Genomic DNA, 26238 nt, shown 5'->3' with positions numbered 1-26238 from the left:
ACTCGTGACTCCACCCCTGGGGGCTTCTCACCCGACCGACGCCGCGGTCTCGTGAAGGTCAAGCCCTGACCGCCAGACAACGTACGCCGTGGTTTCAGATCCTCCCTGCTGAAGCCCGGGATTTACTCGGAAGAGGTAAGTCATGGACGCCGTAACCCAGGTCCCCGCTCCCGTCAACGAGCCGGTGCACGGCTACGCCCCCGGCTCCCCGGAGCGAGCGCGCCTCGAGGTCAAGCTCAAGGAGCTTGCCGAGAACCCGATCGAGCTGTCGATGACCATCGGCGGCGTCAAGCGCCTCGGTGGCGGTGACGAGTTCACCGTCGTCCAGCCGCACAACCACAAGGCCGTCATCGGTACCGGCCGCGGCGCCACGCAGCAGGACGCGCAGGACGCGATCGACGCCGCGCTCGCCGCCGCCCCGGCCTGGCGCGCGATGTCCTTCGACGACCGCGCCGCGATCATCCTGCGCGCCGCCGAGCTGCTCTCCACGACGTGGCGCGAGACCCTCGCCGCGTCCACGATGCTCGGCCAGTCGAAGACCGCGCAGCAGGCCGAGATCGACACCCCCTGTGAGCTCGTCGACTTCTGGCGCTTCAACGTGCACTACGCGCGCCAGATCCTCGCGGAGCAGCCCCCGGCGAACTCGACCGGCGTGTGGAACCGCATGGACCACCGCCCGCTCGAGGGCTTCGTCTACGCGATCACGCCCTTCAACTTCACCGCCATCGCGGGCAACCTCCCCACCGCCCCCGCCCTCATGGGCAACGTGGTGGTCTGGAAGCCGTCCCCGACGCAGACCCACGCCGCCGTGCTGCTCATGCAGCTCCTCGAAGAGGCCGGCCTGCCCAAGGGCGTCATCAACCTCGTCACCGGTGACGGCATCGCGGTCTCCGAGGTCGCCCTCAACCACCGCGACCTGGCCGGCATCCACTTCACCGGCTCGACCCCGACCTTCCAGCACCTGTGGAAGACGGTCGGCGAGAACATCGCGAAGTACCGCACCTACCCGCGTCTCGTCGGCGAGACCGGCGGCAAGGACTTCGTCGTCGCCCACCCGAGCGCCGACCGCGCCGTCCTCAAGACGGCCCTGACCCGCGGCTCCTTCGAGTTCCAGGGCCAGAAGTGCTCCGCGAGCTCGCGCGCGTACATCCCGGCCTCCATCTGGAACTCCGGCTTCAAGGAGGAGTTCGCGGCCGAGGTCGACGGCATCAAGATGGGTGACGTCACCGACCTGTCGAACTTCATCGGCGCCGTCATCGACGACCGCGCGTTCGCCAAGAACAAGGCGGCCATCGACCGCGCCAAGGCCGACGACTCCTGCACCATCGTCGCGGGCGGCACCTACGACGACTCGGTCGGCTACTTCGTGCGCCCGACCGTCGTCGAGTGCGCGGACCCGGAGAACGAGGTCTTCAAGACCGAGTACTTCGGCCCGTTCCTCGCCGTCCACGTCTACGAGGACGACAAGTACGACGACATGCTGACCCAGATGGAGTCGGCGTCGGACTACGCCCTGACGGGCTCGGTCATCTCCAACGACCGCGCCGCGGCCGCCCACACGATGGAGAAGCTCCGCTACGCCGCGGGCAACTTCTACATCAACGACAAGTCGACCGGCGCCGTCGTCGGCCAGCAGCCCTTCGGCGGCGGCCGCGCCTCCGGCACCAACGACAAGGCCGGCGCCCCACAGAACCTGCAGCGCTGGACCCTGACCCGCGCCATCAAGGAGACGCTGGTCCCGCCGACCGAGTACGGCTACCCGCACATGGGCTGACGCCCACCCCGGGCGGCCCGCACGGACCGCCCCCACCCGCCCCCGCCTCCGACCAGGGCCCCACCCCGGTCGGAGGCGGTGTCGTGTCCGGGGTCAGAGCAGTGCGTCCACGGCGACGCGCGTGATGTCGGCGGCGATCCGGTCCTCGCCCGGGGTGTCCGGGTCGAGCCGGGTCGTGTACACGGAGACGACCAGGGGAGCCCCGCCGCCCGGCGGCCAGGCCACGGCCACGTCGTTGACCCCGCCGTAGGCGGGCGACCCGGTCTTGTCGCCGACCCGCCAGCCCGGCGGGAGCCCCGCGCGGATCCGCTTGTCGCCGGTGGTGTTCTCCACCAGCCACCGGGTCAGCTGGCCGCGGTCGAGCGGGTGGAGGGCGTCGCCGAGGACCAGCGCGCGCAGGTCCTCGGTCATGGCGGCGGGCGTCGTGGTGTCCCGCCGGTCGCCGGGGAGGTTCGTGTTGAGGTCGGTCTCCCACCGGTCGAGCCGGGTCACGGAGTCGCCGAGCGAGCGGGCGAACGCGGTGACGCCGCCGGGGCCGCCGATCCGGCGCATCAGCAAATTGGCCGCGGTGTTGTCGCTGTAGGTGATGGCGGCGTCGCACAGCTCCCGTACCGTCATGCCGGTTTCGAGGTGCAGCTCGGTGCGGGGCGACGCGGCCACGAGGTCGTCGCGTCCGTAGCGGATCAGCACGTCGAGCAGCCCGGGCTCCTGCTCGCGCGCCCTGTGCAGGATCGCCGAGGCGGCGAGGACCTTGAACGTCGAGGCGATCGCGAAGCGTTCGTGCGCGCGGTAGGCGAGGACGGCGCCGGTGCCGGTGTGCAGGGCGTGCACCCCGATGCGGCCTGGGTAGCCCGCCTCCAGCTCGCTCAGCCGGCGCCGGGCGTCGCCGCCGGCCTCGGGGGAGGGCGCCGCGCTCGCGGTGCCGGGCACGGAGAGGAGGACGGGCGCCAGGGCCGCGGCGCCGAGGAGGGTCCTGCGGGAGGGAGGTAAATTCATGATCTCGAAGGTACGTGAGCGGGGTCGGGGATGCCGCTGTCATCGCCTGGTTCGGGGCGCCGCGGGGCCGGCCGTGACGGGCCGCGTCAGCTCCAGCCCGCCACGACGAGCGAGAGACCGGCCGCGAAACCGCCGCTCAGCAGCCCCAGGTAGAGCCCGTAGAGCCTGCGCAGCCGGTGTACCAGGAAGCCGAACGCGCCGAACGCGAGCCCCACGGTGAGCGTGCGCGAACCGCGGGCACGCGCCGACTCGGACAGCCAGTCCGTGACGGGGACGTCCGCGCGGCCCGCCTCCTTCGCGTAGACCTTGAAGGGGATGCCGTTCCAGGGCTGGTGGCGTACCGCCGACGCGCCCTCGACGGACAGTTCGTGACGGACCTCCGCCCGCATCCGGTCCGTCGTCAGAGGTGCGGGCAACGACACGCCCATGGACGCCAGGTGGAGTGCGAGCAGGCCGCCCGCGAGGCTGCCCGCGAGCGCGGTGACGGACAGCTTCAGGGCCCGGCGCGGCACCGCGACGCACGCCACCGCGAGGAACAGCTCCGGCATCAGCGGCCAGCTCAGCGCCTCCGCGAACGCCCATGCGAAGGCCAGGAGCAGCCCGAGCCGTGCGCTGATCACGCGGGCCAGGAACTTGCGGACGCGGGAGTCCCGCAGCGGCTCCGCGACCGTACGGTCATGCAGCGCCGCGACCGCCTTACGGGCCTCCTCCGGAGTCGCCGTGTACGCGAGCGGCCGGCCGATCCGCACCCGGACCAGGGCCGGGCGCAGCCTGCCGTGCTTGGGCAGGAGCCGGTCCGTGCCCGCGATCGCGACCGGCACGACCGGTACGCGCGCGTGCTCCGCCAGGACCAGCGCGCCCCGGTGGAACGACCCCAGCTCACCCGCACGCGCGCGCGTGCCCTCGGGGAAGAGGACCACGGCGCGGCCCGCGCGCAGCGTGTCCGCCATGCCGAGCAGGTCGTCCATGCCCCCGCCCGAGCGCCGCACCGGGAACCCGGCGGCGAGGCGGCTGCAGATCCGGGCGCGCCAGGGCGAGGCGAACCAGTAGTCGGCCGCCGCACCGATCGCCGGCGCGTGCGTCGCGTCGAGCGCGGCGAGCAGCGCCGCGGTGTCGGCGTGCGAGCTGTGGTTGGCGACCACGACGCAGCCGCCGCGCGGGAGCCGGCCCCGGCGCTCCACACCGCCGGTGAGGGTGAGGACGAGCCACCACAGGGCGTGGCGGAGGCGGGCGGCGGCACGGGGAGGGCGCACCCGGGCCGCGACGGTCACGGTCGTCGTCACAGGGTCACCGTCATCACGAGGAGCAGGGCCACGAGGAGCGAGTCGATACGGTCGAGGAGCCCGCCGAAGCCCGGCAGCCAGCTGCCCGCGTCCTTCACGCCCGCCTCGCGTTTCACCATCGACTCGACGAGATCGCCGAGGACGCAGCCGGCGAGGACGGCCGCCCACAGGACCGGCGTGAACGCGCCGACTGCCGCGAGCGCGGCGGCAGTTGCCGCAGCGGCGCCGACCACACCCGCCCACGTCTTGTTGGGGGACAGCGGCGAGAGGCGCCGCGCGAGCGGCCCCCGACGACCGAGCGCCGTACCGCCGCACCACGCGCCCACGTCACCGAAGGCCACCGCGACCCCCACCGCGAGCGCCGTGTCGCCGAGCAGCACCAGGCCGCTGAGCGACACCGGGATCCACAGCAGACCGAAGAGCGTGCGCGACGCGCGCGTGAAGCCCTGCTCGGCGTCTCCCGCGCAGACCGCCGCGAGGACGGCGAGTACGAGAAGCGCTCCCGTAGTACGGGGGTCGGGACCCGCAAGTGCCGCTCCAGGTACGGCGATTGCCGCGGCGACCAGTACGGCCCGCTCGGCGCGGGGCAGGCCCGCCATCCGCGCGTACTCGCCCACGGCGACCACGCCGAGCCCGGCCGCGAGCGCGAACGCGCCCGCGCGGCCCACGAAGAAGGCCCCGATGAACAGCGGCGCGGACAGCGCCCAGGTCCGCCACCGTCTGCGCAGCTCGGCCCGCATCCGTACCCGGGACGGCAGCGAGGCGACCGCGACACCCCCGGCCCCGAGGACCCCGGCCACGACCGGCACGGCCCGCCCGGCCACCTCGCCGGCGACGAACACGGCGCTCATCGGGTGCCCCGCAGCTGCGTGCCGCGGTCCACGGGGGACTGCGGGCGGGTGTGCGTGATGCCGCCCGACACCTCGCCTGGGTCGAGGGGGAGGCTCCGATCGTGCTCAGAGGGAGGGGAGCTGAGCCTGGGGGAGGAGGACGGGGACGGGGGGCAGGGGGATGGGGACGGGCGGCGACGGGTGGCCGGGGACGCGGGCTCCGCCACCCGCACCACAGGCTTCTCGCTCGCCACAGTCCTCTCTGCAGCCGCGCCCCTCTCTGTAGCCACAGCCCGCTCGATCGCCACAGGAGCCACAGCCGTCTTAGGCTGCCCCAGCGCCCTCCACACCCACACCGCCCGCACCACCGCCGTCACCGCGGACCCCGCCGCGACGACCGCGAGGACCGGTACCGCCCAGCCCGAGGCCGCGGCCACGACCGCGAGGAGGCAGCGCTCCGTCTTGCCGACCGGGCCGCCGTTGCGCCGGGGCGCACCCGCCGCCGCCCCCGCCAGCGAGACCCACGAAGGGAGCGTCGCCGCGAAGGCCGCCGCGGCCACCAGCCACAGCGGGGCCAGCGGCAGGAAACCCGCGATGACGAGCAGGTCGGCCGCACGGTCACCCAGCTCGTTCAGGAGCGCGCCGCGCCGCGTCGTGCGGCCGGTGTCGCGGGCGAGCGCGCCGTCCAGGTTCGCGAAGGCGAGCCGCCCCGCGAGCAGCACCCCCACGGGAAGCGCGGACAGCGGCGTCGGCAGCCACGCGAGCGCGGCCGCCGCGCCCGCGGCGCACACGACACCGGCCGCCGTCAGGGTGTCGGGCGAGACCTGCCGGGCGGCGAGCGTGCGGCGCAGGCCGGAAAGCCGGTCCGCGTACCAGGGCTTGAGAGCGTAGAGGCCGTTCATGAGGACGACTGTGCCGCCACGGACGCGGCGTGAAATCGGCACGCGTACTCAAAAGGCGCGTGAGTACGGTGTCCCGGTGACCACGCTGAGCACCGCACACACCGCCGACCTCACGCGAGCCGAACTCCGGTCCGTGCGCGACCTGTTGGACGACTCCTTCGCCGGCGGCTTCAGCGACGACGACTGGGACCACACCGTCGGCGGCGTGCACGCCCTCGTGCGCGACAGCGCCGGTGGCCTCGTCGCGCACGGCTCCGTGGTGCAGCGCAGGGTCGCGCACACGGGCCGCTCTCTGCGCACCGGCTACGTCGAGGGCGTCGCCGTCCGGTCCGAGGCGCGCAGGAGCGGTCTGGGCGGGCGTGTCATGGCGGCCCTGGAGCGGGTGATCGACGCCGCCTACGAACTGGGCGCGCTGTCGGCGTCGCCCGACGGGGCCGGGCTCTACCGGGCGCGCGGCTGGGAACAGTGGCCGGGCGCCTTCGCCGCGTACGGCCCCGACGGGCCGGTGCCACTGCCGGACGACGAGAGCGCGCCGTACCTGCGCCGCGTCACCGCCGCACTCGACCCGGCCCAGGCGCTCCTCTTCGACTGGCGGGGCGGCGACATTCTCTGAGCCCGGAACGCCGGCCGACCCCGGCGCGAAATCACCCATCGCCGTGACTGCCGTCTCAGATAGTAGGAAGTCCGAGTAATTGTGGAGACAGAAGCAGGCTCCTCGCTTAGCTTTGTAGGAGCCGAACGTCTCGCTCGATCCAGCGAATGGCGGTCGTGAGCTGAGCAGAAGGCAGGCAACCCCTGCGGCTCCAGGCTCCCCGCCTCTTCCGGCGCCTCGAAATCCCCAGTGATCTCAAGGAGTCGATCTCTCATGGCCACAGCGACGCCCGTCCGCCGCCGAGTCCGTCACACATCGCCGTCCGATTCAGACCGTAAGAACGCTGCCGCTGCCCTGCAGCGAGCTCTCGACCGCAGGGACAACGGCGGCGAGACGGGGCACGAAAACCGTTAGGGCCCCCGCCCTACGGCTGTGTGCCGCGCCTGATCTCGAAGTAGTCGATGCGCTCGCCGCTCTCGGCCAGTGCGGAGACCTTCAGTGTCGGTGTCACGCCCGCCCCGCCGGTCTCCGCCTCCACCGCGAGGAACGAGAAGCCGGTGTACCGCACCCGGGACCACTCCACGGTGTCCGGGTCCGGCAGGCGTGACTTCGTCCAGTGGAACGTCACGATCGACTCGCGGTCGTGGACATGGCCCTCGTAGCTGTCCCCGACCCCGATGCCGAACCCGTAGAGGTCCTTGCCGGCGCCGCCCGCGGTGACGTACACGATGCCGTCGCGCGTCGGATCGGTCGACGCGCCGACCGGCACCGGCTTGCCCACCTCTCCGTCCTTGATGGCGTCCGTGCGCTCGTACACGTGGTTGTGCCCGTTGATCACCAGGTCCACCTGGTGCTCGGCGAACAGCGGCAGCCACGCGGCGCGCACCCCGCCGTCGGAGGCGTGCGTCGACGTCGAGTACGCGCAGTGGTGGAAGAAGACCACCACGAAGTCGATGTCCTTGCGCGCGCGCAGCGCACCGAGCCGCTCGGCCAGCCACGCGGTCTGCTTCCCGTCCGTGTAGCCCTTGTTCGCGGGGATCTCGTACGAGACGTCGTTCGCGTCGAGCGCGACGACGCCCACGTTCCCGTACACGAAGGAGTAGACGCCCGGCGCGATCCGCGGGTCCGGGCCGTTGTCCGGCAGGGTCCAGCGGGCCGACTGGCCGCCGTACCCGTTGGGGGAGTACCAGGCCTCCATGTCGTGGTTGCCGGTCGTCACCATCCACGGCACCGACTTCGCGACGGACTCCGTCTGCGCGAGGAACTGGTCCCACACGCGCGCGTCGTACGTGTCCGACTCCTTGCCGTGCCCGCTGCTGTCGGCGTAGCAGATGTCGCCCGCGTGCAGATGGAACGAGGGGTTCTGGCCCAGGATCAACTGGTCGTTGGCGAGCGAGTCATAGCTGACGCCCTGGTCGCCGAAGGCCGTGAAGACGAACTTCTCCGCCTTCGCCGGAGCCGTGCGGAACGAGCCGATCGTCGCGATGCGCTCCGCGGACGCCGGGTCGAAACCGTCGTGGCCCACTCCGTAGTAGTACGTCGTCCCGGGCGTCAGGCCGTCCAGGGCCGCGTGCAGATAGAGCTGCTCGACCGCCGGGAGTTTCTTCGACAGGCTCGGGGTGTGCAGCGCGCGCACCTCCGCCTCTATCTTCCGGCTGAGGTCCCAGGGCTTGAGGCCCACCCGTACGAACGGCTTGCGCACCGCGAACGGCACCTGCCAGGAGATCCGCATCTGCGTCTTCGGGTCGGCGCCGAAGGCGAGATGGCGGGCGAAGGGCGCGACGAGGGAGCCGTCGACCCGCACGGCCGCCGAGCGGACGGGAGCGGCGGGCGAGGCGGCAGCGGAAGGCGCCGCGGACGCCGAGGAGGCCGAGCCGCCCAGGAGGGTCAGGCCGCCCAGGCTCGCCGCGGTCCCGGTCAGCGCGCGCCGCCTGCTGAACCGGGCCCGCAGGTACTCGTGCTGCTCCGGCATGCTCAGGCGGCGGGCCAGCTGCTCCGGAATGCCGACGTTCGGTGTGTCCATGAGAAGAAAACTTCCCAGTAACAACCAACGAGGGCCATACCTGCGGGTGAACAGAAATCGACCGCACGGCGGCCCGTACGGCGGATCCGGAGAACGGCCCGCACGAGGTCTGTCCGAATGGCGGACTGCGAGTGTCATCCCATGGGACGCCGAAGTAGGGTGCCCGTATGTCGGCTAGCTCTCGCATCCTCAATCTCGCAGTGATCCCCGGTGACGGCATCGGCCAGGAGGTCGTGGCCCAGGGGCTCAAGGTCCTCGGCGCCGTCCTCCCGCAGGATGTGAAGCTGGAGACCAAGGAATACGACTTCGGCGCCAGGCGCTACCACGCGACCGGTGAGACCCTCACCGACGCCGATGTCGAGGCGCTCAAGCAGCACGACGCCATCCTGCTCGGCGCGATCGGTGACCCCTCGGTCCCGTCCGGCGTCCTCGAGCGCGGCTTCCTGCTCAAGCTCCGCTTCCTCTTCGACCATCACGTCAACCTCCGCCCGAGCAAGCTGCTCCCGGGTGTGGCGACGCCCCTCAAGGGCCAGCCGGAGATCGACTTCATCGTGGTCCGCGAGGGCACCGAGGGCCCGTACACGGGCAACGGCGGCTCGATCCGCACCGGCACCCCGCACGAGGTCGCCACCGAGGTCTCCGTCAACACGGCGTTCGGTGTCGAGCGCGTGGTCCGTGACGCCTTCGCCCGCGCCCAGGCCCGCCCCCGCAAGAAGCTCACGCTGGTCCACAAGAACAACGTGCTGTCCTTCGCGGGTCACCTCTGGACGAACATCTTCAACAAGGTGGCCACGGAGTTCCCCGAGGTCACCACGGACTACCTGCACGTGGATGCGGCGACGATCTTCCTCGTCACCGACCCCGAGCGCTTCGACGTGATCGTCACCGACAACCTCTTCGGCGACATCATCACCGACCTCGCCGCCGCCGTCTCCGGCGGTATCGGCGTCGCGGCCTCCGGGAACATCAACCCGTCCCGCGAGTTCCCGTCGATGTTCGAGCCGGTCCACGGCTCGGCCCCCGACATCGCCGGCCAGGCCAAGGCCGACCCCACGGCCACGGTCCTGTCCGTGGCGCTCCTGCTGCGTCACCTCGGTTACGAGGCGGAGGCCGCCCGCATCGAGGACGCCGTCTCCGCCGACCTGGCCGAGCGCGGCACCAGCGTGCGGTCGACCGACGAGATCGGCGACGCGCTCGCCGGACGAGTAGCCGGCTGACCCGCCGCTTCTTAATGCACTTAAGCAGCCGCCGGGTCGCATCCGCGCCCGGCGGCTTCACCTTTGCGGTCCCCGGGTGCCACCATCAACCCTGGGCCGCACCTCACGCTGTACCCGTACGGGCCGTTTTCGTCCATCGGACCCCACGCGCGATAATCGAACGTGGGGCCGCGGTGAACGCAGAAGCTCGGACGACCAAGTAGGTGGGAAGTTCGTGCTTCCAGCTGCGCGAGCGTGAAGAGCGGTCCGTCACACACAACCGGTGAAGGACACGCAACCATGACGACGCCCACGATCGAGCTCAAGCCCTCCTCGACCCCGCTGTCCGGCGCGGAGCGCGAGGCGATCCTGGCCAACCCGGGATTCGGCCGCCACTTCACCGATCACATGGTGACGATCCGGTGGACCGAGGGCCGCGGCTGGCACGACGGGCAGCTCGTGCCCTACGGACCGCTCTCCCTCGACCCGGCGACGAACGTCCTGCACTACGCGCAGGAGATCTTCGAGGGCCTCAAGGCCTACCGCCGGCCCGACGGCACCGTCGCCACCTTCCGCCCCGAGATGAACGCCAAGCGCTTCCAGGCCTCGGCGCGCCGCCTGGCCATGCCCGAGCTGCCGGTCGAGACGTTCATCGAGGCGTGCGACGCGCTGGTCCGGCAGGACATCGCGTGGGTCCCGGCGCACGGCGGCGAGGAGTCCCTCTACCTGCGCCCCTTCATGATCGCGACCGAGGTCGGCCTGGGTGTGAAGCCCGCCAACGAGTACCTCTTCATCGTGATCGCCTCGCCTGCGGGCGCCTACTTCGCCGGTGGCGTCAAGCCGGTGTCGATCTGGCTGTCCGAGGACCGCGTGCGCGCCGTCCCCGGCGGCATGGGCGACGCCAAGACCGGCGGCAACTACGCGGCGTCCCTCCTCGCCCAGGCCGAGGCCGCAGCCGAGGGCTGCGACCAGGTCGCCTACCTCGACGCCGTCGAGCACAAGTGGGTCGAGGAACTGGGCGGCATGAACCTGTACTTCGTGTACGGAGACAAGATCGTCACCCCCGAGCTGACCGGCTCGCTCCTCGCGGGTGTCACCCGTGACTCGCTCCTGTCGGTCGCCCGCGACCTGGGCTTCGAGTCCGTCGAGGGCCGCGTCTCCATCGACCAGTGGCAGGCCGACTCGGAGAACGGCACGCTCACCGAGGTCTTCGCCTGCGGCACCGCGGCGGTCATCACGCCCGTCGGCACCGTCAAGCGTGCCGGCGCGCAGTGGACCCAGTCGGGCGGTGAGCCCGGCGAGGTCACGCTGAAGCTGCGCGAGGCGCTGCTCGACATCCAGCGCGGCACGAGCGCCGACAAGCACGGCTGGATGCACCAGCTCGGCTAGGGCCTCCCGGCTGGGCGAAAGACCCCGGAACCGGCTCGCGCTCAGCCTTCACCGCTCGTGACCAGGGCCGCCTCGGACTTCTTGTCCGCGGCGGCCCTGACGCGTACCGAGCGCACCTCACGTGCCGTCAGTGCCAGGTACGCCGCGCCGCCGACCAGGCCCGACAGCAGGAAGCTGCAGTCCACGCCGCCCGTCAGCGAGAGCAGCGGTCCCTCGTACGACGGCAGGGACACCGAGAGCAGGCCGACGAACGCGCCCAGGGCCCAGGAGGCGGCGGCGCGCGGGTTCCAGCCGTTGCGGTACCAGTAGACGCCGCCGCGCGAGCGCCGGTTGAAGACCTGGAGCGCGTCCGCGTCGTAGACGCCGCGGCAGCGCACGAAGCCGATCAGGGTGATCACGGCCCAGGGGGTGCCGATCGCGGTGAGGAGCAGGACGAACGAGGTCATGGCGTCCTGTGCGGCCCACGCGAAGTGGCCGACGAAGACGCAGACCGTGGCGACGCCGGCGACCGTGTAGGTCGCGGCCGTGCGGGAGGCTCGGGGCAGGATCGCGTCCAGGTCGAGGCCCATGGAGTAGAGCATCAGGCCCGCGTTGCCGACCGAGCCCGCGGAGGCGGCGAGCAGCAGCGGGATCAGGTACCAGGTGGGCGAGGCGGAGACGAGCGAGCCCGCGTAGTCGAGGGCGGCGCGGGCCGCGTACGCGGTGAACGTGCCGAACAGCTGGGGCGTGAGCAGGCCGACGATCAGGCCGAGCCAGGTGGCGCGCAGGACGCTGCGCTGGGAGTGGCGGGCCGGGGACACGTAGCGCGTGTAGTCGCCGAGGAGCGTGATGAAGGCGATGGGGCCCGACAGGCCGGCCGCGACGAGGGCGAGCAGCCAGGTCGGCCAGAACGAGCCGAGGAGGTAGCCGCCCGCGTCCGGCAGCGGCGCCGTCGTGAAGTGCGGGGCGTACGCGGCGACGCCGAGCGCCAGGAGCGCGGTCATGCCGACGGCCAGGACGCGCGAGAGGCGCAGCAGGACGCGGTAGCCGTAGACCGCGCCGATCACGGTGGCGGCGGCCAGGAGCGCGTAGACGACGCCGTAGGTGAGGCCCGACTCGGGCACGCCGAACAGGCGGTGCAGGACGCCCGTCATCGCGTCGCCGCCGATCCACACGGTCAGCGCCGTGTAGCCGAGCGACAGGAGCAGGCCGACGACCGAGCCGACGAGCCGGCCGCGGACGCCGAACTGGGCGCCGGACGACGTCGACAGGTTCGTGCCGGTGCGCAGGGAGACCAGGGCGAGCGGGGCGGTGAGCGCGGTGCCGAGGAGCGTGCCCGCGATCACGGAGGTGACCGAGGCCCACCAGCCGAGCCCGAACGACACGGGCAGCCAGCCGAAGACGATCACCCCGAGGCAGAGGTTCGAGCCTAGGAGGATCGAGACGATGTCCCGGGGACCGCTGGTGCGTTCCTCATCGGGGATGGTGTCTACACCGCGCTGTTCTATCGCCATGGGGGGACCCCTGATCTTTGCGTCGTTGCATCGGTCACATCGGGCACTTTAGAGCAGCGTTCAATGTGACTCATCGCAAGCTGGCACGTCAATGTTTCCGAGTTCTGAATCATATGGTTAGAGTGAAGCTCTAAACCTGTACGGGAGGTGTGGTGGCGTGCGTCTGACCCCCACGGAACGCGATCGGCTGCTGCTGTTCGGGGCCGCCGAGCTGGCCAGGGCCCGGAAGGCCCGGGGCCTGCGGCTCAATGTCCCCGAAGCGACGGCCCTGATCGCGGACACGGTGTGCGAGGCGGCCAGGGACGGCCGGCGGCTCGCCGAGGCCATCGAGGCGGCGCGCTCCGTCCTCGGCCCCGACGATGTGCTCCCCGGCGTCTCCGACGTCGTGACGGAGGTGCACGTCGAGGCCGTCTTCGACGACGGGTCGCGGCTCGCCGTGGTCAGCGACCCGATCGGCTCGTCGCTGGGCGACGAGGCACCGGGCGCGCTGCTCCCGGGCCCCGGGCACAGCGACCCGCCGGCCACGGTGACGCTCACGGCGACCAACACGTCGAGCGTCCCCGTCTCCGTCACCTCCCACTTCCACTTCTTCGAGGCCAACCCGCGGCTCGACTTCGACCGCGCGGCCGCGTACGGCATGCGGCTCGCCGTCCCCGCCGGGTCGTCGGTGCGGTTCGGGCCGGGGGAGAGCGCCGAGGTGGGACTCGTGCCCATCGGCGGCGCGCGCGTCGCGATCGGCTTCGCCGGGCTCGTCGACGGCCCGCTGGACGCGCCGGGGGCCAAGGAGGAGGCCCTGCGCAGGGCAGCCGCCTGCGGATATCTCGGAGTGAAGGGAACGGGCGCATGAGCAGGCCCACCAAGCACAGCGACCACTGCGCGCCGGGCAGCCGGCACATCGACCCGCACGCGTACGCCGCCACGCACGGCCCGCGCGCCGGTGACCGCGTCCGCCTCGGCGACTCGGGCCTGACCGTCCGCGTCGAGTCCGACGCGCAGGCGTACGGCGACGAGTTCCTCGCCGGGTTCGGTAAGACGGCCCGCGACGGACTGCACCTCAAGGCCGCCGCCGTCCGCGAGACCTGCGACGTCGTGATCAGCAACGTCCTCGTGATCGACGCCGTGCAGGGGATCAGGAAGGTCTCCATCGGCATCCGCGAGGGACGGATCCACGCCATAGGGCGCGCCGGCAACCCGGACACCCTCGACGGGGTCGACGTCGTCGTCGGCACCGGCACGTCCATCGTGTCCGGCGAGGGCCTCATCGCCACCGCGGGCGCCGTCGACACCCACGTACACCTGCTGTCGCCGCGCATCATGGAGGCCTCGCTCGCCTCCGGCGTGACCACGATCATCGGCCAGGAGTTCGGGCCCGTGTGGGGCGTGGGCGTCAACTCGCCCTGGGCGCTGCGCCACGCCTTCAACGCCTTCGACGCCTGGCCCGTCAACATCGGGTTCCTCGGCCGGGGTTCGTCCTCGCACGACGCCCCGCTGATCGAGGCGCTCGCCGAGGGCGGCGCGTCCGGCTTCAAGGTCCACGAGGACATGGGCGCCCACACCCGCGCCCTCGACACCGCGCTGCGCGTCGCCGAGGAGCACGACGTCCAGGTCGCCCTGCACAGCGACGGCCTGAACGAGTGCCTGTCCGTCGAGGACACCCTCAGGGTCCTCGAAGGCCGCACCATCCACGCCTTCCACATCGAGGGCTGCGGCGGCGGGCACGTACCGAACGTGCTGAAGATGGCGGGCGTCCCGAACGTCATCGGGTCGTCCACCAACCCCACGCTGCCCTTCGGCCGCGACGCCGTCGCCGAGCACTACGGCATGATCGTCTCGGTCCACGACCTGAAGACCGACCTGCCGGGCGACGCCGCCATGGCCCGCGACCGGATCCGCGCCGGGACGATGGGCGCCGAGGACGTCCTGCACGACCTCGGCGCCATCGGCATCACGTCGTCGGACGCGCAGGGCATGGGCCGCGCCGGTGAGACCGTGCGCAGGACCTTCGCCATGGCCGGGAAGATGAAGGCCGAACTCGGGCCCCTTCTTTCCCGGAACGGGGAGGCCGGGGACGGCGAGTACGACGACAACGCGCGTGTCCTGCGCTACATGGCGAAGCTGACGATCAACCCCGCCATCGCGCACGGCCTCTCCCACGAGGTCGGCTCCATCGAGGCCGGCAAGCTCGCGGACATCGTGCTGTGGCGCCCCGAGTTCTTCGGCGCGAAGCCGCAGCTCGTCCTGAAGTCCGGCTTCCCCGCGTACGGCGTCGTCGGCGACCCGAACGCGGCCACCGACACCTGCGAACCCCTCGTCCTGGGGCCGCAGTTCGGGGCGCACGGCGCGACCGCGGCGGACATCTCCGTCGCCTTCGTCGCCCAGGCCGCCCTCGACCAGGGCAACGACAAGATGCCCACCCGCCGCCGCCGCGTCGCCGTCCGCGGCACCCGCGGCATCGGCCCCGCCGACCTGCGCCTCAACTCGCGCACCGGCTCCATCGACGTCGACCAGGCCACCGGACTCGTCACGCTCGACGGCGACCCGGTCCGCTCGGAACCCGCCGACTCCGTCTCCCTGAACCGTCTCTACTTCCTGTGAGGACCCGCTCATGAGCAGCTTCCACATGCCCCCCGAGTGGGCCCCGCACGAGCGCACCTGGATGGCCTGGCCGAGCCCCAACCCGACCTTCACCAACGACGAGGAGCTGGCCGAGGCGCGCGAGGCCTGGGCGTCCGTCGCCCGCGCCGTACGCCGCTTCGAGCCGGTGACCGTGATCGTCGCCCCGGGCCAGAGCGACTCGGCCCGCGCGCTCCTCGGCGAGGACATCGACCTCGTCGAGCGTGACCTCGACGACGCGTGGATGCGCGACATCGGCCCCACGTTCGTCGTCGGAGACGGCCGGCTCGCCGCCGTGGACTGGACGTTCAACGGCTGGGGCGCTCAGGACTGGGCCGTCTGGGAGCACGACGCGAAGATAGCCCGCCACATCGCGGACCTCGCCGGCGTCCCCGTCCACTCCTCCGCCCTCGTCAACGAGGGCGGCGGCATCCACGTCGACGGCGAGGGCACCGTGCTCCTCACCGAGACCGTGCAGCTCGACCCCGACCGCAACCCGGGCCGCACCAAGGCCGAGGTCGAGCAGGAGATCCACGCCAGGATCGGCACCACCAAGGCGATCTGGCTGCCGCGCGGCCTCACCGGCGACTACGGCGTCTACGGCACCCGCGGCCATGTCGACATCGTCGCCGCGTTCGCCGCGCCCGGCGTCGTCCTGGTCCACTCGCAGCAGGACCCCGCCCACCCCGACCACGAGCTGAGCAAGCAGCTCATCGCCCAGCTCAAGGGCGAGACGGACGCCAAGGGCCGGCCCCTGGAGGTCGTCGAGGTCCCCGCGCCGACCGTCCTCAAGGACGACGAGGGCTGGGTCGACTACTCGTACATCAACCACTACCTGTGCAACGACGGCGTCGTCCTGTGCTCCTTCGACGACCCGAACGACGAGGTCGCGGCCGGGATCTTCCGCCGGCTTTTCCCGGGCAGGACCGTCCAGCTCGTGGACGCCCGTACGATCTTCGCCGGGGGTGGTGGCATCCACTGCATCACCCAGCAGCAACCCGAGATCACGCCCGCACACTGAAAGACCCGCAGGAGTCCCCGTGGCCCAGGCCCGCCGGAAGAACGCCCCTCCGCGCGAAGAGGTCCTCGCCGTGGCCATGGAGATGATCGCCGAGCGCGGCCTGGAGAAGCTCACCATGGCCGCGCTCGGCCGCGAGGTCGGCATGAGCAGCGGCCACCTCCTCTACTACTTCGGTTCGAAGGACGAGCTGCTCCTGCGGACCCTGGAGTGGAGCGAGGGCCGCCTCGGCGCGGAGCGGGCCCGGCTGCTCTCCGGCGGCGGCACCGTCCGCGAGCGTCTCGACGCGTACGTCGACCTGTATGTCCCCGACGCCCAGGGCGACCCGCACTGGACGCTGTGGCTGGAGGTCTGGAACCGCTCGCAGAACGCCGAGGCCCACGGCGACGCGCGCGAGCGGCAGGCCGCGATCGAGCTGGCCTGGCACCGGGACCTCGTCGCGCTGCTCGCCGAGGGCACCTCGCGCGGCGAGCTACCGCCGCTCGACCCCGACCGGTTCGCGTCCCGGCTGCGGGCGCTGCTCGACGGCTTCTCCATCCATGTCGCGATCGGCCTGCGCGGCACGGACCGGGCCCAGATCCTGTCCCACGTACGGGAGTTCCTGGACGAGGCGCTGACCTCCGCGGACTCCTGACCGGGTGTTCGGGGTCAGACCGGGCTCTCGTGGTCCCTCGGCCGGCCTGATCCGGACGTAGGACCCTGCTGCAGTGTGAAGCGCACGGGTGTTCCCGGGGCGGCCTGGGCCGCCCCGGCCAGGGCGGCCTCCGGGACCACGGCGATCACCGGGTAGCCGCCGGTCGTCGGGTGGTCGTGGAGGAAGACCACCGGCCGGCCGTCGGGCGGCACCTGCACCGCGCCGAGCACCATGCCCTCGCTGGGCAGTTCACCCGGCAACTCCCGTTCCAGGCAAGGGCCTTCAGTGCGCAGGCCGATGCGGTTGCTGTGCGCGGACACGCGATACGTGGCAGAGGTGAACGTGCGCAGCGCCTCGGGGGTGAACCAGTCGGCGCGGGGGCCGAGTCGCACGGGCAGGGTCAGTTCGGCGGGCGGGGCCGGCCAGGGCGCGGCTGACGGCAGCGGCGGGCAGGGCGCTGCCTCGCCCACCGGCAGCACGTCGCCGTCGCGCAGGGGGGCGGGGCCGAGCCCCGACAGGAGGTCCGTCGAGCGGCTGCCGAGCACGGCCTCGACAGCGATCCCGCCGGCCACGGCCACGTAGGAGCGCAGGCCGCGGGCCGCCGCCCCCGCGTCGAGGACCGCACCCGCGGGCACCCGCACCGGGGCACCCCACGCGACGGGCCTGCCGTCCAGGGTCACCGGACAGGGAGCGCCGCCGACGACGACGGTGACCGGCCGGTCGGGCCGCAGAGCGCACCCGGTGAGCGTGGTCTCCAGGACGGCGGCGTCCCCGGCGTTGCCGAGCAGCCGGTTGGCGAGCCGCATCGCGGGCGCGTCGAGGGCTCCGGAGCGCGGAACTCCCAGGTGGGCGTGGCCGGTTCGGCCCGCGTCCTGGATCGTCGTGAGAGCTCCGGCCCGTACGAAGGTGATCTTGGCGGTCATGCGCGGTCCCCCTCGGCGACGAAGCGCACCCGGGTGCCCGGCGTCAGGAGCGCCGCCGCCTCCCGGGACGGGTCCCACAGCGGCGCCGGGTCCGGCATGGTGCCGATCAGCTGCCAGCCGCCGGGGGTCGCGCGGGGGTACACGGCGGTGTAGGGGCCCGCGAGAGCGAGCGCGCCGGCGGGGACGCGGGTGCGCGGGGTCGCGTGGCGCGGTACGTGCAGTTCGGCGGGCAGGCCCGTGAGATAGCCGAAGCCGGGGGCGAACCCGCAGAACGCGACGCGGTATGTGTGAGCGGAGTGGCGGGCCGCGACCTCCTCCTCGGGGACTCCCCAGCGGGCCGCGACCCCGGCGAGGTCCGGGCCGTCGTAGACCACCGGGATCTCGACGACGGCCCCCTCCGTGGGGGCGTGCAACGGGATGTCCCAGGCCGTGAGCTGACGGGCCAGGAGCTCGGGCTCGCCCACCCCGTCGAGCAGAACCGTGCATGCGCCGGGCACGATCTCGGTGACGTGCGGCAGGGTCCCGGCGGCGCGGCGGCGGAGCAGCTCGGCGTGGAGCGCGCCGGTGCGCCCGGCATCCGGCAGCTCCACGAGCAGCGCGTGCCGCCCGGCGGGCCGCACCACCATCGAAGGCGAAGACGCCGTCATACGAACGCCCCGACCTTGACTCCGGCCTCCTCGAGGGCGTGGCGCACCCGGATCGCGAGCCGGGCCGCGCCCGGGGTGTCGCCGTGCAGGCACAGGGAGCGGGCGGCGACCGTGACACGCGCACCGTCCACCGCGTCCACGGCGCGCTCGACGGCGAACGCCAGGGAGCGGCGCACCACCGCGTCCTCGTCGCAGACCACGGCGTTCGGCTCGCTCCGGGGCACCAGCGTGGCTGCGGAGGTGTAGGCGCGGTCGGCGAAGGCCTCCGGCACCGGCGTGAGACCGGCGTCCGCCGCGGCGGCCAGCAGCCGGGAGCCGGGCAGCCCGAGCACGGGCAGCGCACCGCCCGCGAGCCGGACCCCCGCCACCACGGCGCCCGCCTGCTCCGCGTCATGGACCGTCCGGTTGTAGAGCGCGCCGTGCGGCTTCACGTACGCCACCTCGGCCCCGGCCGCTTCGGCGAACACTCTCAACGCGCCGATCTGGTACGCCACTTCGGCCGCCAGCTCGTCCGCGGGCACATCCATCGCCCGCCGCCCGAAGCCGGCCAGGTCGCGGTACGACACCTGTGCCCCGATCCGTACGCCGCGCGCGGCCGCGAGGTCGCAGACGCGGCGCATCACCGAGGGGTCGCCCGCGTGGAAGCCGCAGGCGACATTGGCGCTGGTCACCACGGAGAGCAGGGCCTCGTCGTCGGTGAGGGTCCAGCGGCTGAAGCCTTCGCCGAGGTCGGCGTTGAGGTCGATGAGGTCCTGGATCACGTCCGTAACGTAGAGGATTGTTGAACGATTCGACAAGAGGTTGATTTGGTCACGGAGGCCTCACACCCCTTGTTCGATCGTTGAACGATCCCTTACGGTCCGTGAATCCCCCGCGGAACCGGACGCACCTGATCCGGTCCGTGCCCCCTCATGCCCTGAAGAAGGCCGCCGCATGATCGTTCTTCTCGGCGTGCTCGTGGTGATCCTCGGATTCGTCACGCGCCGCAACCCCGTCCTCGTGGTCGGTGTCGCCGGAATCGTCACCGGACTGCTCGGCAAGCTGAACCCGCAGGAAGTCCTCGCGGCATTCGGCAAGTCCTTCGCCGACAGCCGCTCGGTCACCGTCTTCGCCATCGTTCTGCCGGTGATCGGGCTGCTTGAGCGGTACGGCCTGCGCGAGCAGGCCCGCACCCTCATCGGCCGCCTCGGCAAGCTCAGCGCCGGCCGCTTTCTCGCCGTGTACCTGCTGATCCGCCAGGTCACCGCGGCCTTCGGGCTCAACAGCATCGGCGGCCCCGCACAGACCGTGCGCCCACTCGTCGCGCCCATGGCCGAGGCCGCCGCCGAACGCACCACCGGCGGTCCGCTGCCCGACCGGCTGCGTGAGAAGGTCCGCTCGTACTCCGCCTCGTCCGACACCGTCGGCCTCTTCTTCGGCGAGGACTGTTTCATCGCGATCGGCTCGATCCTGCTGATTACCGGGTTCGTGAACTCGACGTACCACCAGCAGCTCGAACCCACCGAGCTGGCCCTGTGGGCGATCCCGCTCGCGCTCTGCGCCCTGGTCATCCACGGCGCCCGGCTCCTGCTCCTGGACCGGAAGCTGGAGCGCGAGATGGCCCTCCACGCCGCCGAGAACGAGCTGCCGCTGCCGCACCAGGCCACGGCGTCCCGCACGCGCAACGGGTCCGAGGAGGCCGGCAAGTGATCAAGGTCGAGTGGCTCTACTGGCTCATCGGACTCATCTTCGTCGTCATGGCCCTACAGATGGCGGCCGACCGCACCAACCCCAAGCGGTGGACGTCCGCCGCGTTCTGGGGACTGCTCGGGCTCACCTTCCCCTACGGCACCGGCGTGGTGAACGCCGAGCTGAACGCGGCGAAGCCGGGCTCGGCGGGCTGGACCCTGCCCGCCGAACCCCTCGGCGTCGCCGTCCTCGCCCTCATCGTGCTGGCCGGGTTCAACTTCATCGGCAAGGGCGTCCCGGTCACCACCACCGACGAGCGGCGCCAGGCCTCCGCGGCCCGGCTGGGCAGCAAGCTCTTCATCCCCGCCCTGACGATCCCGCTCGTCGCCATCGTCTGCGCGTCCTTCCTCGACGAGTCGGGCCTGTTCGAGACGGGGAAGGCCACGCTCATCGGCCTGGGCCTCGGCTGCATCGCGGCGCTCGCGGTCGGCATGTTCGTCACCGGCGAGAAGAAGATCTCCGTCCCGATCCACTCGGGCCGCTCCATGCTGGAGGCCATGGGCTCGGCCCTCCTGCTTCCCCAGCTCCTGGCGGTGCTCGGCTCGATCTTCGCGGTCGCCGGCGTCGGCACCCAGGTCGGCACGATCGTGAACGACGTCCTGCCCGGCAACTCGAAGTACCTCGCCGTGATCGCGTACTGCGTCGGCATGTTCCTGTTCACCGTGATCATGGGCAATGCCTTCGCCGCGTTCCCCGTGATGACGGCCGCGATCGGCTGGCCCGTCCTCATCCAGCAGATGCACGGCAACGAGGCGGCCGTCCTCGCGATCGGCATGCTGGCGGGCTTCAGCGGCACGCTCTGCACGCCGATGGCCGCCAACTTCAACATCGTCCCGGCGTCGCTCCTCGAACTGAAGGACCAGTACGGCCCGATCAAGGCGCAGCTGCCGACAGGGATCGCGCTGCTCGTCTGCAACATCGTGATCATGGCGTTGTTCGCCTTCTAGGAACTGGTCCCCGTGCAGGAACTGGCTTCCGTCCAGATCCTGTTCTCGTCCAGGAACGTGCGCCGTCTCAGGAAGGTCGACAGAAAATGACCCGCGTCCTCATCACCGGCTTCGAGCCCTTCTGCGGCGAGAGCGTGAACCCGTCCTGGCAGGCGGCGTCCATGGTCGCCGCCGAACCACCCGCCGGCCTCACCGTCACCGCGGTCCAACTCCCTTGTGTCTTCGGCGAATCCGTGGTCGCCCTACGTCGAGCCGTCCGCGAGAGCGGACCGGACCTGGTCGTGTGCGTCGGCCAGGCGGGCGGCCGTCCGGGTGTCACCGTCGAGCGGATCGCGGTCAACGTCGACGACGCTCGCATCACGGACAACGCGGGCGCGGCGCCGGTCGACGAGCCGGTCGTCCCGGGCGGGCCCGCCGCGTACTTCTCCACGCTGCCGATCAAGGCGTGCGTGGCCGCGATACGGGAGGCCGGGGTGCCGGCCGCCGTGTCCAACACGGCGGGCACGTTCGTGTGCAACCACGTGGCGTACGGCCTCGCCCACCTCATTGCGACCGAACTCCCCGGTGTGCGGGGCGGGTTCGTCCATGTGCCGTGGGCGCCGGAGCAGGTTCCCGACGGCACCGCCGCCGCGCTGCCCGCCGCGACAGTGGCCCAGGGCCTGCGGGCGCTGCTGCTCGCCGCGGCGGCCACGGCGGAGGACCTGCGGGTGACGGAGGGGGCTACGCACTGAGCGTGCGGCCGCGAGTTGTCCGTGCCTGAGCGCGCCGTTCCCCACGCCCCCGACGGGGCGACCCGCAGTCGAACCGCACCTACGAGGAGCCCTTCATGACCATCCAGGCCGTAGAGTTCGCCCGCCTCGCCACAGGCAACGTCACCCGCGAATACCCCAACTTCCCTGCGCATCTGGTCACTTCAGTCGGCGAAGAAACCCGTCCCAGCGCCCTACACCCCGCCTTCTACGGCGCCTACGACTGGCATTCCGCCGTCCACATGCACTGGCTGCTCGTCCGGCTCCTGAGGCGGCGCCTGCCCGACCCCGCCCAGGTCGCCGAGGTCACCGGCGTACTCGACCGGCACCTCACCCCCGCCAACCTCGCCGCGGAAGCCGCCTACCTCCAGGACCGGCCCACGTTCGAGCGCCCCTACGGCTGGGCGTGGCTGATCGCGCTCGCCGCCGAGTGCCGCGCTCACGGCGGCCCGGACGGTGACCGCTGGGCGGACGCGCTCGCCCCCGCCGTCACCGCCGTGGACCTGCTGCTGAGCGACTGGCTGCCCAAGGCCACGTATCCCGTACGCCACGGCAACCATCCCAACAGCGCCTTCGCGCTCGGCCTCGTCCTCGACACGGGCGAGCGGGCCGGGCTGCCCGCGGCCACCATCGGGGCCGTACGGGGCCGGCTGCGCTCCTGGTTCGCCGGCGATCACGACGCGCCCGCCCACTGGGAGCCGTCGGGGCAGGACTTCCTCTCCCCGGCGCTCACCGAGGCCGACGCGATGCGGCGGGTGCTGACAGTGCCGGAGTTCGCGCCCTGGCTGGACCGGTTTCTGCCCGCGCTGCGCGCCGGCGCGCCCTGCCCCCTCCTGGAGGTCCCGGTCGTCTCCGACCACGCCGACCCGCAGATCGGTCACCTCCTGGGCCTCACCCTCAGCAGGGCGGCCGCCCTGCGCGGCGTCGCGGGCGCACTCCCGGACGGGCCGGTCCGCACGCGCCTGACGGAGGCGGCCGACGCCCATCTGGAGGCGGGGCTGCCCGCCGTGGAGCGCGGCGACTTCACCACCGACCATTGGCTGGCCACCTTTGCCACGCTCGCCCTTGAGGCGTGACCACAAAGAACACAAGTACGCATGATCGTTGTGTGTTACACCCTTGTCATGGAGTGAAGCGTTCCGGCACCGTGGCCGCCCATGGGACGAGAGCAATGGAAGAAGATCCTGGTCGGGTCGGCCGGGAACATGGTCGAGTGGTTCGACTGGTTCGTGTACGCGAGCTTCGCCACGTACTTCGCGGGAGCCTTCTTCCCCGACGGGAACCCCACGGCACAGCTGATGAACACGGCCGGCATCTTCGCCGTCGGCTTCTTCGTGCGGCCCGTGGGCGGCTGGCTGCTGGGCAGGGTCGGGGACCGCAAGGGCCGTAAAGCGGCGCTCACCCTGACCGTCACGCTGATGTCGGCGTCCGCGGTCCTCATCGCGATCGCGCCCACCTACGGGGTCGCCGGGTACGGCGGCGCCGTCGTCCTGCTCATCGCCCGCCTCCTGCAGGGCCTCTCGGTCGGCGGCGAGTACGCGGCGAGTGCCACCTACCTCACCGAGGCGTCCGACCCGAGCCGCCGCGGCTTCGCGTCCAGCTTCCAGTACGTCTCCATGACCGCGGGTCAGATCGTGGGCCTCGGCCTCCAGATCGTCCTCCAGCGCACCCTGTCCGACGACGCGCTGCACAGCTGGGGCTGGCGCATCCCGTTCGTCATCGGCGCGCTGGGCGCCGCGATCATCTTCTATCTGCGGCGCAACATGCTGGAGACCGACGTCTACGAGGAGTCCGCCGACGACGCGGGCGCCGACCGCAAGGGCACTCTGACGGCGCTGTGGGCGCACCGGCGCGAGGCGTTCCTCGTGATGGCCCTGACGATGGGCGGCACCGTCGCGTACTACACGTACACGACGTACCTCACCAAGTACCTGTCCAACTCCGCCGGCCTGAGCAAGCAGACCGCGACGCTCGTCTCGTTCTGCGCGCTGATCGTCTTCGCCTGCATCCAGCCGCTCGCGGGCCGGCTCTCGGACCGGATCGGCCGCCGCCCGCTCCTGATCACCTTCGCGGTCGGCTCCACCTTCCTGACCGTGCCGATCATGACGATGCTCAAGCACGCGGGCTCCTTCTGGCCGGCCCTAGGCCTGGCCCTGCTCGCCCTCGTCGTCGTCACCGGCTACACGTCGATCAACGCGTGCGTGAAGGCCGAGCTGTTCCCGACCGGCATCCGCGCCCTCGGCGTCGCCCTCCCGTACGCCATCGCCAACGCGCTCTTCGGCGGCACGGCGGAGTACGTGGCCCTGTGGTTCAAGGACGCGGGCGTGGAGTCGGGCTTCTACTGGTACGTCGCCGGGTGCGCGGCGGTGTCGCTGATCGTCTACCTGACGATGCGCGAGACGAGGGACATCGACCTGAACCGGGTCGATGTCGCCGCGCCCGAGGCCGAGCGGCGCACGGCCGAAGCGGTCTGAGCCCACATCGTGAGACCACGGTCCGGGCCACGCCCGGGCTGTGGCACACTGCCGATGTGCTCTCGTTCGCCATGATTATTGGCAGCAGGCGCGCCGGTCCGCAGTGACCGCCACGTACGACCACGTACGGGCGGACATCGTCGTCTCGACCCGCGCGCAGACCTCTCGCACCCGCGAGGGGTTTTTTCGTTTCCTGGCCCACCTCAAGCCAGGGCCGGAGCGCGAGGGATCATAGGGGGACGGTGGAGCCGGTCATTCCGGTAGACCGAGATCCGACACAGGAGCCAGATCAGCATGACGGACGCAACCGACGACCATTACCCCGCTTCCCGCGTCGACGACGACTTCCACGTCTTCGACACCACGCTGCGCGACGGCGCGCAGCGTGAGGGCATCAATCTGACCGTCGCGGACAAGCTGACCATCGCCCGGCACCTGGACGACTTCGGCGTGGGTTTCATCGAGGGCGGCTGGCCCGGCGCCAACCCCCGCGACACCGAGTTCTTCGCGCGCGCCCGCCAGGAGATCGCCTTCAAGCACGCGGAGCTCGTCGCGTTCGGCGCGACCCGCCGCGCCGGCGCCAAGGCCTCCGAGGACCCGCAGGTCAAGGCACTCGTGGAGTCCGGCGCCCCGGTCGTGACGCTGGTCGCCAAGTCGCACGACCGCCATGTCGAACTGGCCCTGCGCACCACCCTCGAGGAGAACCTGGAGATGGTCCGCGACACCGTCTCCTACCTGCGCGAGCAGGGCCGCCGCGTGTTCGTCGACTGCGAGCACTTCTTCGACGGCTATCGCGCCAACCCCACGTACGCCAAGGCCGTCGTCACGGCCGCGCACGAGGCGGGCGCCGACGTGGTCGTCCTGTGCGACACGAACGGCGGCATGCTGCCCGCCCAGGTCCAGGCGATCACCGCCACGGTCCTCGCCGACACGGGGGCCCGCCTCGGTATCCACGCCCAGGACGACACCGGCTGCGCCGTCGCCAACACCCTCGCCGCCGTCGACGCGGGCGCCACCCACGTGCAGTGCACGGCCAACGGCTACGGCGAGCGCGTCGGCAACTCCAACCTCTTCCCGGTCGTCGCCGCCCTGGAGCTGAAGTACGGAAAGACGGTCCTCCCCGAGGGCGCCCTGCGCGAGATGACCCGCATCTCCCACGCCATCGCCGAGGTCGTCAACCTCACGCCCTCCACGCATCAGCCGTACGTGGGTGTTTCCGCGTTCGCCCACAAGGCGGGTCTGCACGCCTCGGCGATCAAGGTCGACCCGGACCTCTACCAGCACATCGACCCGGACCTGGTCGGCAACCGCATCCGCATGCTCGTGTCCGACATGGCGGGCCGCGCGTCCATCGAGCTCAAGGGCAAGGAGCTCGGCGTCGACATCTCCGACGACCGCGAGCTCGTCGGCCGCGTCGTCGAGCGTGTCAAGGAGCGCGAGCTCAAGGGCTACACGTACGAGGCGGCCGACGCCTCCTTCGAACTCCTCCTGCGCGAGGAGGCCGAGGGCCGCGCCCGGCGCTACTTCCGCGTCGAGTCGTGGCGGGCCATCGTCGAGGACCGCCCCGACGGCAGCCACGCCAACGAGGCGACCGTGAAGCTGTGGGCCAAGGGTGAGCGCATCGTCGCCACGGCCGAGGGCAACGGCCCGGTCAACGCCCTCGACCGCGCCCTGCGCGTCGGCCTGGAGCGGATCTACCCGCAGCTCGCCAAGCTGGAGCTCGTCGACTACAAGGTCCGCATCCTGGAGGGCAAGCACGGCACGTCCTCCACGACCCGCGTCCTGATCTCCACGAGCGACGGCGCGGGCGAGTGGTCCACCGTCGGGGTCGCCGAGAACGTCATCGCCGCGTCGTGGGGCGCCCTGGAGGACGCCTACACGTACGGGCTTCTGCGGGCCGGGGTCGAGCCGGTCGAGTAGGCAGCGCGGGTGCGGACGCCGGAGGGGCCGTGGTCGGCCCCTCCGGCTTTCTGTTGCCTCGGCTGCCGGTTGGCTACCAGCAGCCGGGCCGCCCGGCGCGGGCCCGA

General features: G+C 71.8%; 23 protein-coding genes. 14 read left to right on the top strand and 9 right to left on the bottom strand.

The window, feature by feature from the left end:
* Positions 1 to 142 precede the first annotated feature (142 nt).
* A complete protein-coding gene (pruA, locus tag OG456_RS11125) occupies positions 143 to 1774 on the top strand; it encodes an L-glutamate gamma-semialdehyde dehydrogenase (protein WP_266559756.1) in 1632 nt (543 codons plus the stop codon).
* A 93-nt stretch (positions 1775 to 1867) separates the two neighbouring features.
* On the opposite strand, the gene bla is transcribed toward pruA, so the two are convergent.
* The 4 genes from bla to OG456_RS11105 all read right to left on the bottom strand — a co-directional run bounded on the left by bla (position 1868) and on the right by OG456_RS11105 (position 5785).
* A complete protein-coding gene (gene bla / locus OG456_RS11120; RefSeq protein ID WP_266559754.1) occupies positions 1868 to 2770 on the bottom strand; it encodes a class A beta-lactamase in 903 nt (300 codons plus the stop codon).
* Between the two features lie 86 nt (positions 2771 to 2856).
* Positions 2857 to 4053: a 1-acyl-sn-glycerol-3-phosphate acyltransferase gene (locus OG456_RS11115; RefSeq protein ID WP_266559752.1), complete on the bottom strand. Its 1197-nt coding sequence runs from the start codon at positions 4051 to 4053 to the stop codon at positions 2857 to 2859.
* Positions 4050 to 4904, bottom strand: a complete 855-nt coding sequence (locus tag OG456_RS11110) for a phosphatidate cytidylyltransferase (protein WP_266559750.1) — start codon at positions 4902 to 4904, stop codon at positions 4050 to 4052. Before OG456_RS11110 ends, OG456_RS11115 begins: the two co-directional genes overlap by 4 nt.
* Positions 4901 to 5785 (bottom strand): CDP-alcohol phosphatidyltransferase family protein, encoded by an 885-nt coding sequence (locus OG456_RS11105; protein WP_266559748.1) that lies wholly within the window; start codon positions 5783 to 5785, stop codon positions 4901 to 4903. Before OG456_RS11105 ends, OG456_RS11110 begins: the two co-directional genes overlap by 4 nt.
* A gap of 76 nt (positions 5786 to 5861) precedes the next feature.
* Between OG456_RS11105 and OG456_RS11100 the strand changes: the two genes are divergently transcribed.
* A complete protein-coding gene (locus tag OG456_RS11100; RefSeq protein WP_266559746.1) occupies positions 5862 to 6398 on the top strand; it encodes a GNAT family N-acetyltransferase in 537 nt (178 codons plus the stop codon).
* 403 nt (positions 6399 to 6801) lie between these two features.
* Here the strand turns inward: OG456_RS11100 and OG456_RS11095 are convergent, their stop codons facing one another.
* Positions 6802 to 8400, bottom strand: coding sequence for a metallophosphoesterase family protein (locus tag OG456_RS11095; RefSeq protein ID WP_266559744.1), 1599 nt, complete (start codon positions 8398 to 8400; stop codon positions 6802 to 6804).
* A gap of 167 nt (positions 8401 to 8567) precedes the next feature.
* Here OG456_RS11095 and OG456_RS11090 point away from each other — a divergent pair, with 167 nt between their 5' ends.
* Together OG456_RS11090 and OG456_RS11085 are read left to right on the top strand one after the other, a co-directional pair.
* Positions 8568 to 9617 (top strand): 3-isopropylmalate dehydrogenase, encoded by a 1050-nt coding sequence (locus tag OG456_RS11090; RefSeq protein ID WP_227297363.1) that lies wholly within the window; start codon positions 8568 to 8570, stop codon positions 9615 to 9617.
* 279 nt (positions 9618 to 9896) lie between these two features.
* On the top strand, positions 9897 to 10985 hold the full coding sequence (locus OG456_RS11085) for a branched-chain amino acid aminotransferase (protein WP_266559740.1): 1089 nt from the start codon (positions 9897 to 9899) through the stop codon (positions 10983 to 10985).
* Between the two features lie 41 nt (positions 10986 to 11026).
* On the opposite strand, the gene OG456_RS11080 is transcribed toward OG456_RS11085, so the two are convergent.
* Positions 11027 to 12478: a cytosine permease gene (locus OG456_RS11080; RefSeq protein ID WP_266559738.1), complete on the bottom strand. Its 1452-nt coding sequence runs from the start codon at positions 12476 to 12478 to the stop codon at positions 11027 to 11029.
* 157 nt (positions 12479 to 12635) lie between these two features.
* Between OG456_RS11080 and ureA the strand changes: the two genes are divergently transcribed.
* The 4 genes from ureA (at position 12636) to OG456_RS11060 (ending at position 16743) form a co-directional block, all read left to right on the top strand.
* Positions 12636 to 13325: an urease subunit gamma gene (ureA, locus tag OG456_RS11075; protein WP_266559736.1), complete on the top strand. Its 690-nt coding sequence runs from the start codon at positions 12636 to 12638 to the stop codon at positions 13323 to 13325.
* A complete protein-coding gene (locus tag OG456_RS11070) occupies positions 13322 to 15073 on the top strand; it encodes an urease subunit alpha (protein WP_266559734.1) in 1752 nt (583 codons plus the stop codon). The genes ureA and OG456_RS11070 overlap by 4 nt, the downstream gene beginning before the upstream one ends.
* Before the next feature lie 10 nt (positions 15074 to 15083).
* Positions 15084 to 16112 carry an agmatine/peptidylarginine deiminase gene (locus tag OG456_RS11065; RefSeq protein WP_266559732.1) on the top strand — a complete coding sequence of 343 codons (1029 nt, stop codon included), beginning with the start codon at positions 15084 to 15086 and terminating at the stop codon, positions 16110 to 16112.
* 76 nt (positions 16113 to 16188) lie between these two features.
* Positions 16189 to 16743 (top strand): TetR/AcrR family transcriptional regulator, encoded by a 555-nt coding sequence (locus OG456_RS11060; protein ID WP_266569145.1) that lies wholly within the window; start codon positions 16189 to 16191, stop codon positions 16741 to 16743.
* Positions 16744 to 16757: 14 nt separating this feature from the next.
* Here the strand turns inward: OG456_RS11060 and OG456_RS11055 are convergent, their stop codons facing one another.
* The 3 genes from OG456_RS11055 to OG456_RS11045 are packed head-to-tail and all read right to left on the bottom strand — an operon-like array spanning position 16758 to position 19071.
* Positions 16758 to 17666 (bottom strand): biotin-dependent carboxyltransferase family protein, encoded by a 909-nt coding sequence (locus tag OG456_RS11055; RefSeq protein ID WP_266559730.1) that lies wholly within the window; start codon positions 17664 to 17666, stop codon positions 16758 to 16760.
* On the bottom strand, positions 17663 to 18313 hold the full coding sequence (locus OG456_RS11050) for an allophanate hydrolase subunit 1 (RefSeq protein WP_266559728.1): 651 nt from the start codon (positions 18311 to 18313) through the stop codon (positions 17663 to 17665). The genes OG456_RS11055 and OG456_RS11050 overlap by 4 nt, the downstream gene beginning before the upstream one ends.
* Positions 18310 to 19071 carry a LamB/YcsF family protein gene (locus tag OG456_RS11045; protein WP_266569144.1) on the bottom strand — a complete coding sequence of 254 codons (762 nt, stop codon included), beginning with the start codon at positions 19069 to 19071 and terminating at the stop codon, positions 18310 to 18312. The genes OG456_RS11050 and OG456_RS11045 overlap by 4 nt, the downstream gene beginning before the upstream one ends.
* Before the next feature lie 175 nt (positions 19072 to 19246).
* Between OG456_RS11045 and OG456_RS11040 the strand changes: the two genes are divergently transcribed.
* From OG456_RS11040 to cimA, 6 genes are all read left to right on the top strand, one after another.
* Positions 19247 to 20002 carry a DUF969 domain-containing protein gene (locus tag OG456_RS11040; protein ID WP_266559726.1) on the top strand — a complete coding sequence of 252 codons (756 nt, stop codon included), beginning with the start codon at positions 19247 to 19249 and terminating at the stop codon, positions 20000 to 20002.
* Positions 19999 to 20988, top strand: a complete 990-nt coding sequence (locus OG456_RS11035; RefSeq protein ID WP_266559724.1) for a DUF979 domain-containing protein — start codon at positions 19999 to 20001, stop codon at positions 20986 to 20988. The genes OG456_RS11040 and OG456_RS11035 overlap by 4 nt, the downstream gene beginning before the upstream one ends.
* A gap of 86 nt (positions 20989 to 21074) precedes the next feature.
* Entirely contained in the window at positions 21075 to 21719 is a 645-nt protein-coding gene (gene pcp, locus OG456_RS11030) for a pyroglutamyl-peptidase I (RefSeq protein WP_266559722.1), read from the top strand.
* Between the two features lie 95 nt (positions 21720 to 21814).
* Positions 21815 to 22813, top strand: a complete 999-nt coding sequence (locus OG456_RS11025; protein ID WP_266559720.1) for a DUF2891 domain-containing protein — start codon at positions 21815 to 21817, stop codon at positions 22811 to 22813.
* A gap of 81 nt (positions 22814 to 22894) precedes the next feature.
* A complete protein-coding gene (locus OG456_RS11020; protein ID WP_266559718.1) occupies positions 22895 to 24211 on the top strand; it encodes an MFS transporter in 1317 nt (438 codons plus the stop codon).
* Between the two features lie 294 nt (positions 24212 to 24505).
* Positions 24506 to 26131 carry a citramalate synthase gene (gene cimA, locus OG456_RS11015; RefSeq protein WP_266559716.1) on the top strand — a complete coding sequence of 542 codons (1626 nt, stop codon included), beginning with the start codon at positions 24506 to 24508 and terminating at the stop codon, positions 26129 to 26131.
* The last annotated feature ends 107 nt before the right edge of the window (positions 26132 to 26238 follow it).

The sequence above is a fragment of the Streptomyces sp. NBC_01446 genome (assembly GCF_026340095.1).
In the GTDB taxonomy this organism is placed as follows: domain Bacteria; phylum Actinomycetota; class Actinomycetes; order Streptomycetales; family Streptomycetaceae; genus Streptomyces; species Streptomyces aureus.
Note: the sequence above shows the minus strand (reverse complement) of the source record. Positions and strands in the feature narration are given on the sequence as shown.

Bases quoted from the DNA above. Each gene is read 5' to 3' on its own strand.
- pruA (WP_266559756.1), top strand. From the start codon at position 143: ATGGACGCCGTAACCCAGGTCCCCGCTCCCGTCAACGAGCCGGTGCAC.
- bla (WP_266559754.1), bottom strand. From the start codon at position 2,770: ATGAATTTACCTCCCTCCCGCAGGACCCTCCTCGGCGCCGCGGCCCTG.
- OG456_RS11110 (WP_266559750.1), bottom strand. From the start codon at position 4,904: ATGAGCGCCGTGTTCGTCGCCGGCGAGGTGGCCGGGCGGGCCGTGCCG.
- OG456_RS11105 (WP_266559748.1), bottom strand. From the start codon at position 5,785: ATGAACGGCCTCTACGCTCTCAAGCCCTGGTACGCGGACCGGCTTTCC.
- OG456_RS11095 (WP_266559744.1), bottom strand. From the start codon at position 8,400: ATGGACACACCGAACGTCGGCATTCCGGAGCAGCTGGCCCGCCGCCTG.
- OG456_RS11090 (WP_227297363.1), top strand. From the start codon at position 8,568: ATGTCGGCTAGCTCTCGCATCCTCAATCTCGCAGTGATCCCCGGTGAC.
- OG456_RS11085 (WP_266559740.1), top strand. From the start codon at position 9,897: ATGACGACGCCCACGATCGAGCTCAAGCCCTCCTCGACCCCGCTGTCC.
- OG456_RS11080 (WP_266559738.1), bottom strand. From the start codon at position 12,478: ATGGCGATAGAACAGCGCGGTGTAGACACCATCCCCGATGAGGAACGC.
- OG456_RS11070 (WP_266559734.1), top strand. From the start codon at position 13,322: ATGAGCAGGCCCACCAAGCACAGCGACCACTGCGCGCCGGGCAGCCGG.
- OG456_RS11065 (WP_266559732.1), top strand. From the start codon at position 15,084: ATGAGCAGCTTCCACATGCCCCCCGAGTGGGCCCCGCACGAGCGCACC.
- OG456_RS11060 (WP_266569145.1), top strand. From the start codon at position 16,189: ATGGAGATGATCGCCGAGCGCGGCCTGGAGAAGCTCACCATGGCCGCG.
- OG456_RS11055 (WP_266559730.1), bottom strand. From the start codon at position 17,666: ATGACCGCCAAGATCACCTTCGTACGGGCCGGAGCTCTCACGACGATC.
- OG456_RS11050 (WP_266559728.1), bottom strand. From the start codon at position 18,313: ATGACGGCGTCTTCGCCTTCGATGGTGGTGCGGCCCGCCGGGCGGCAC.
- OG456_RS11040 (WP_266559726.1), top strand. From the start codon at position 19,247: ATGATCGTTCTTCTCGGCGTGCTCGTGGTGATCCTCGGATTCGTCACG.
- pcp (WP_266559722.1), top strand. From the start codon at position 21,075: ATGACCCGCGTCCTCATCACCGGCTTCGAGCCCTTCTGCGGCGAGAGC.
- OG456_RS11025 (WP_266559720.1), top strand. From the start codon at position 21,815: ATGACCATCCAGGCCGTAGAGTTCGCCCGCCTCGCCACAGGCAACGTC.
- OG456_RS11020 (WP_266559718.1), top strand. From the start codon at position 22,895: ATGGGACGAGAGCAATGGAAGAAGATCCTGGTCGGGTCGGCCGGGAAC.
- cimA (WP_266559716.1), top strand. From the start codon at position 24,506: ATGACGGACGCAACCGACGACCATTACCCCGCTTCCCGCGTCGACGAC.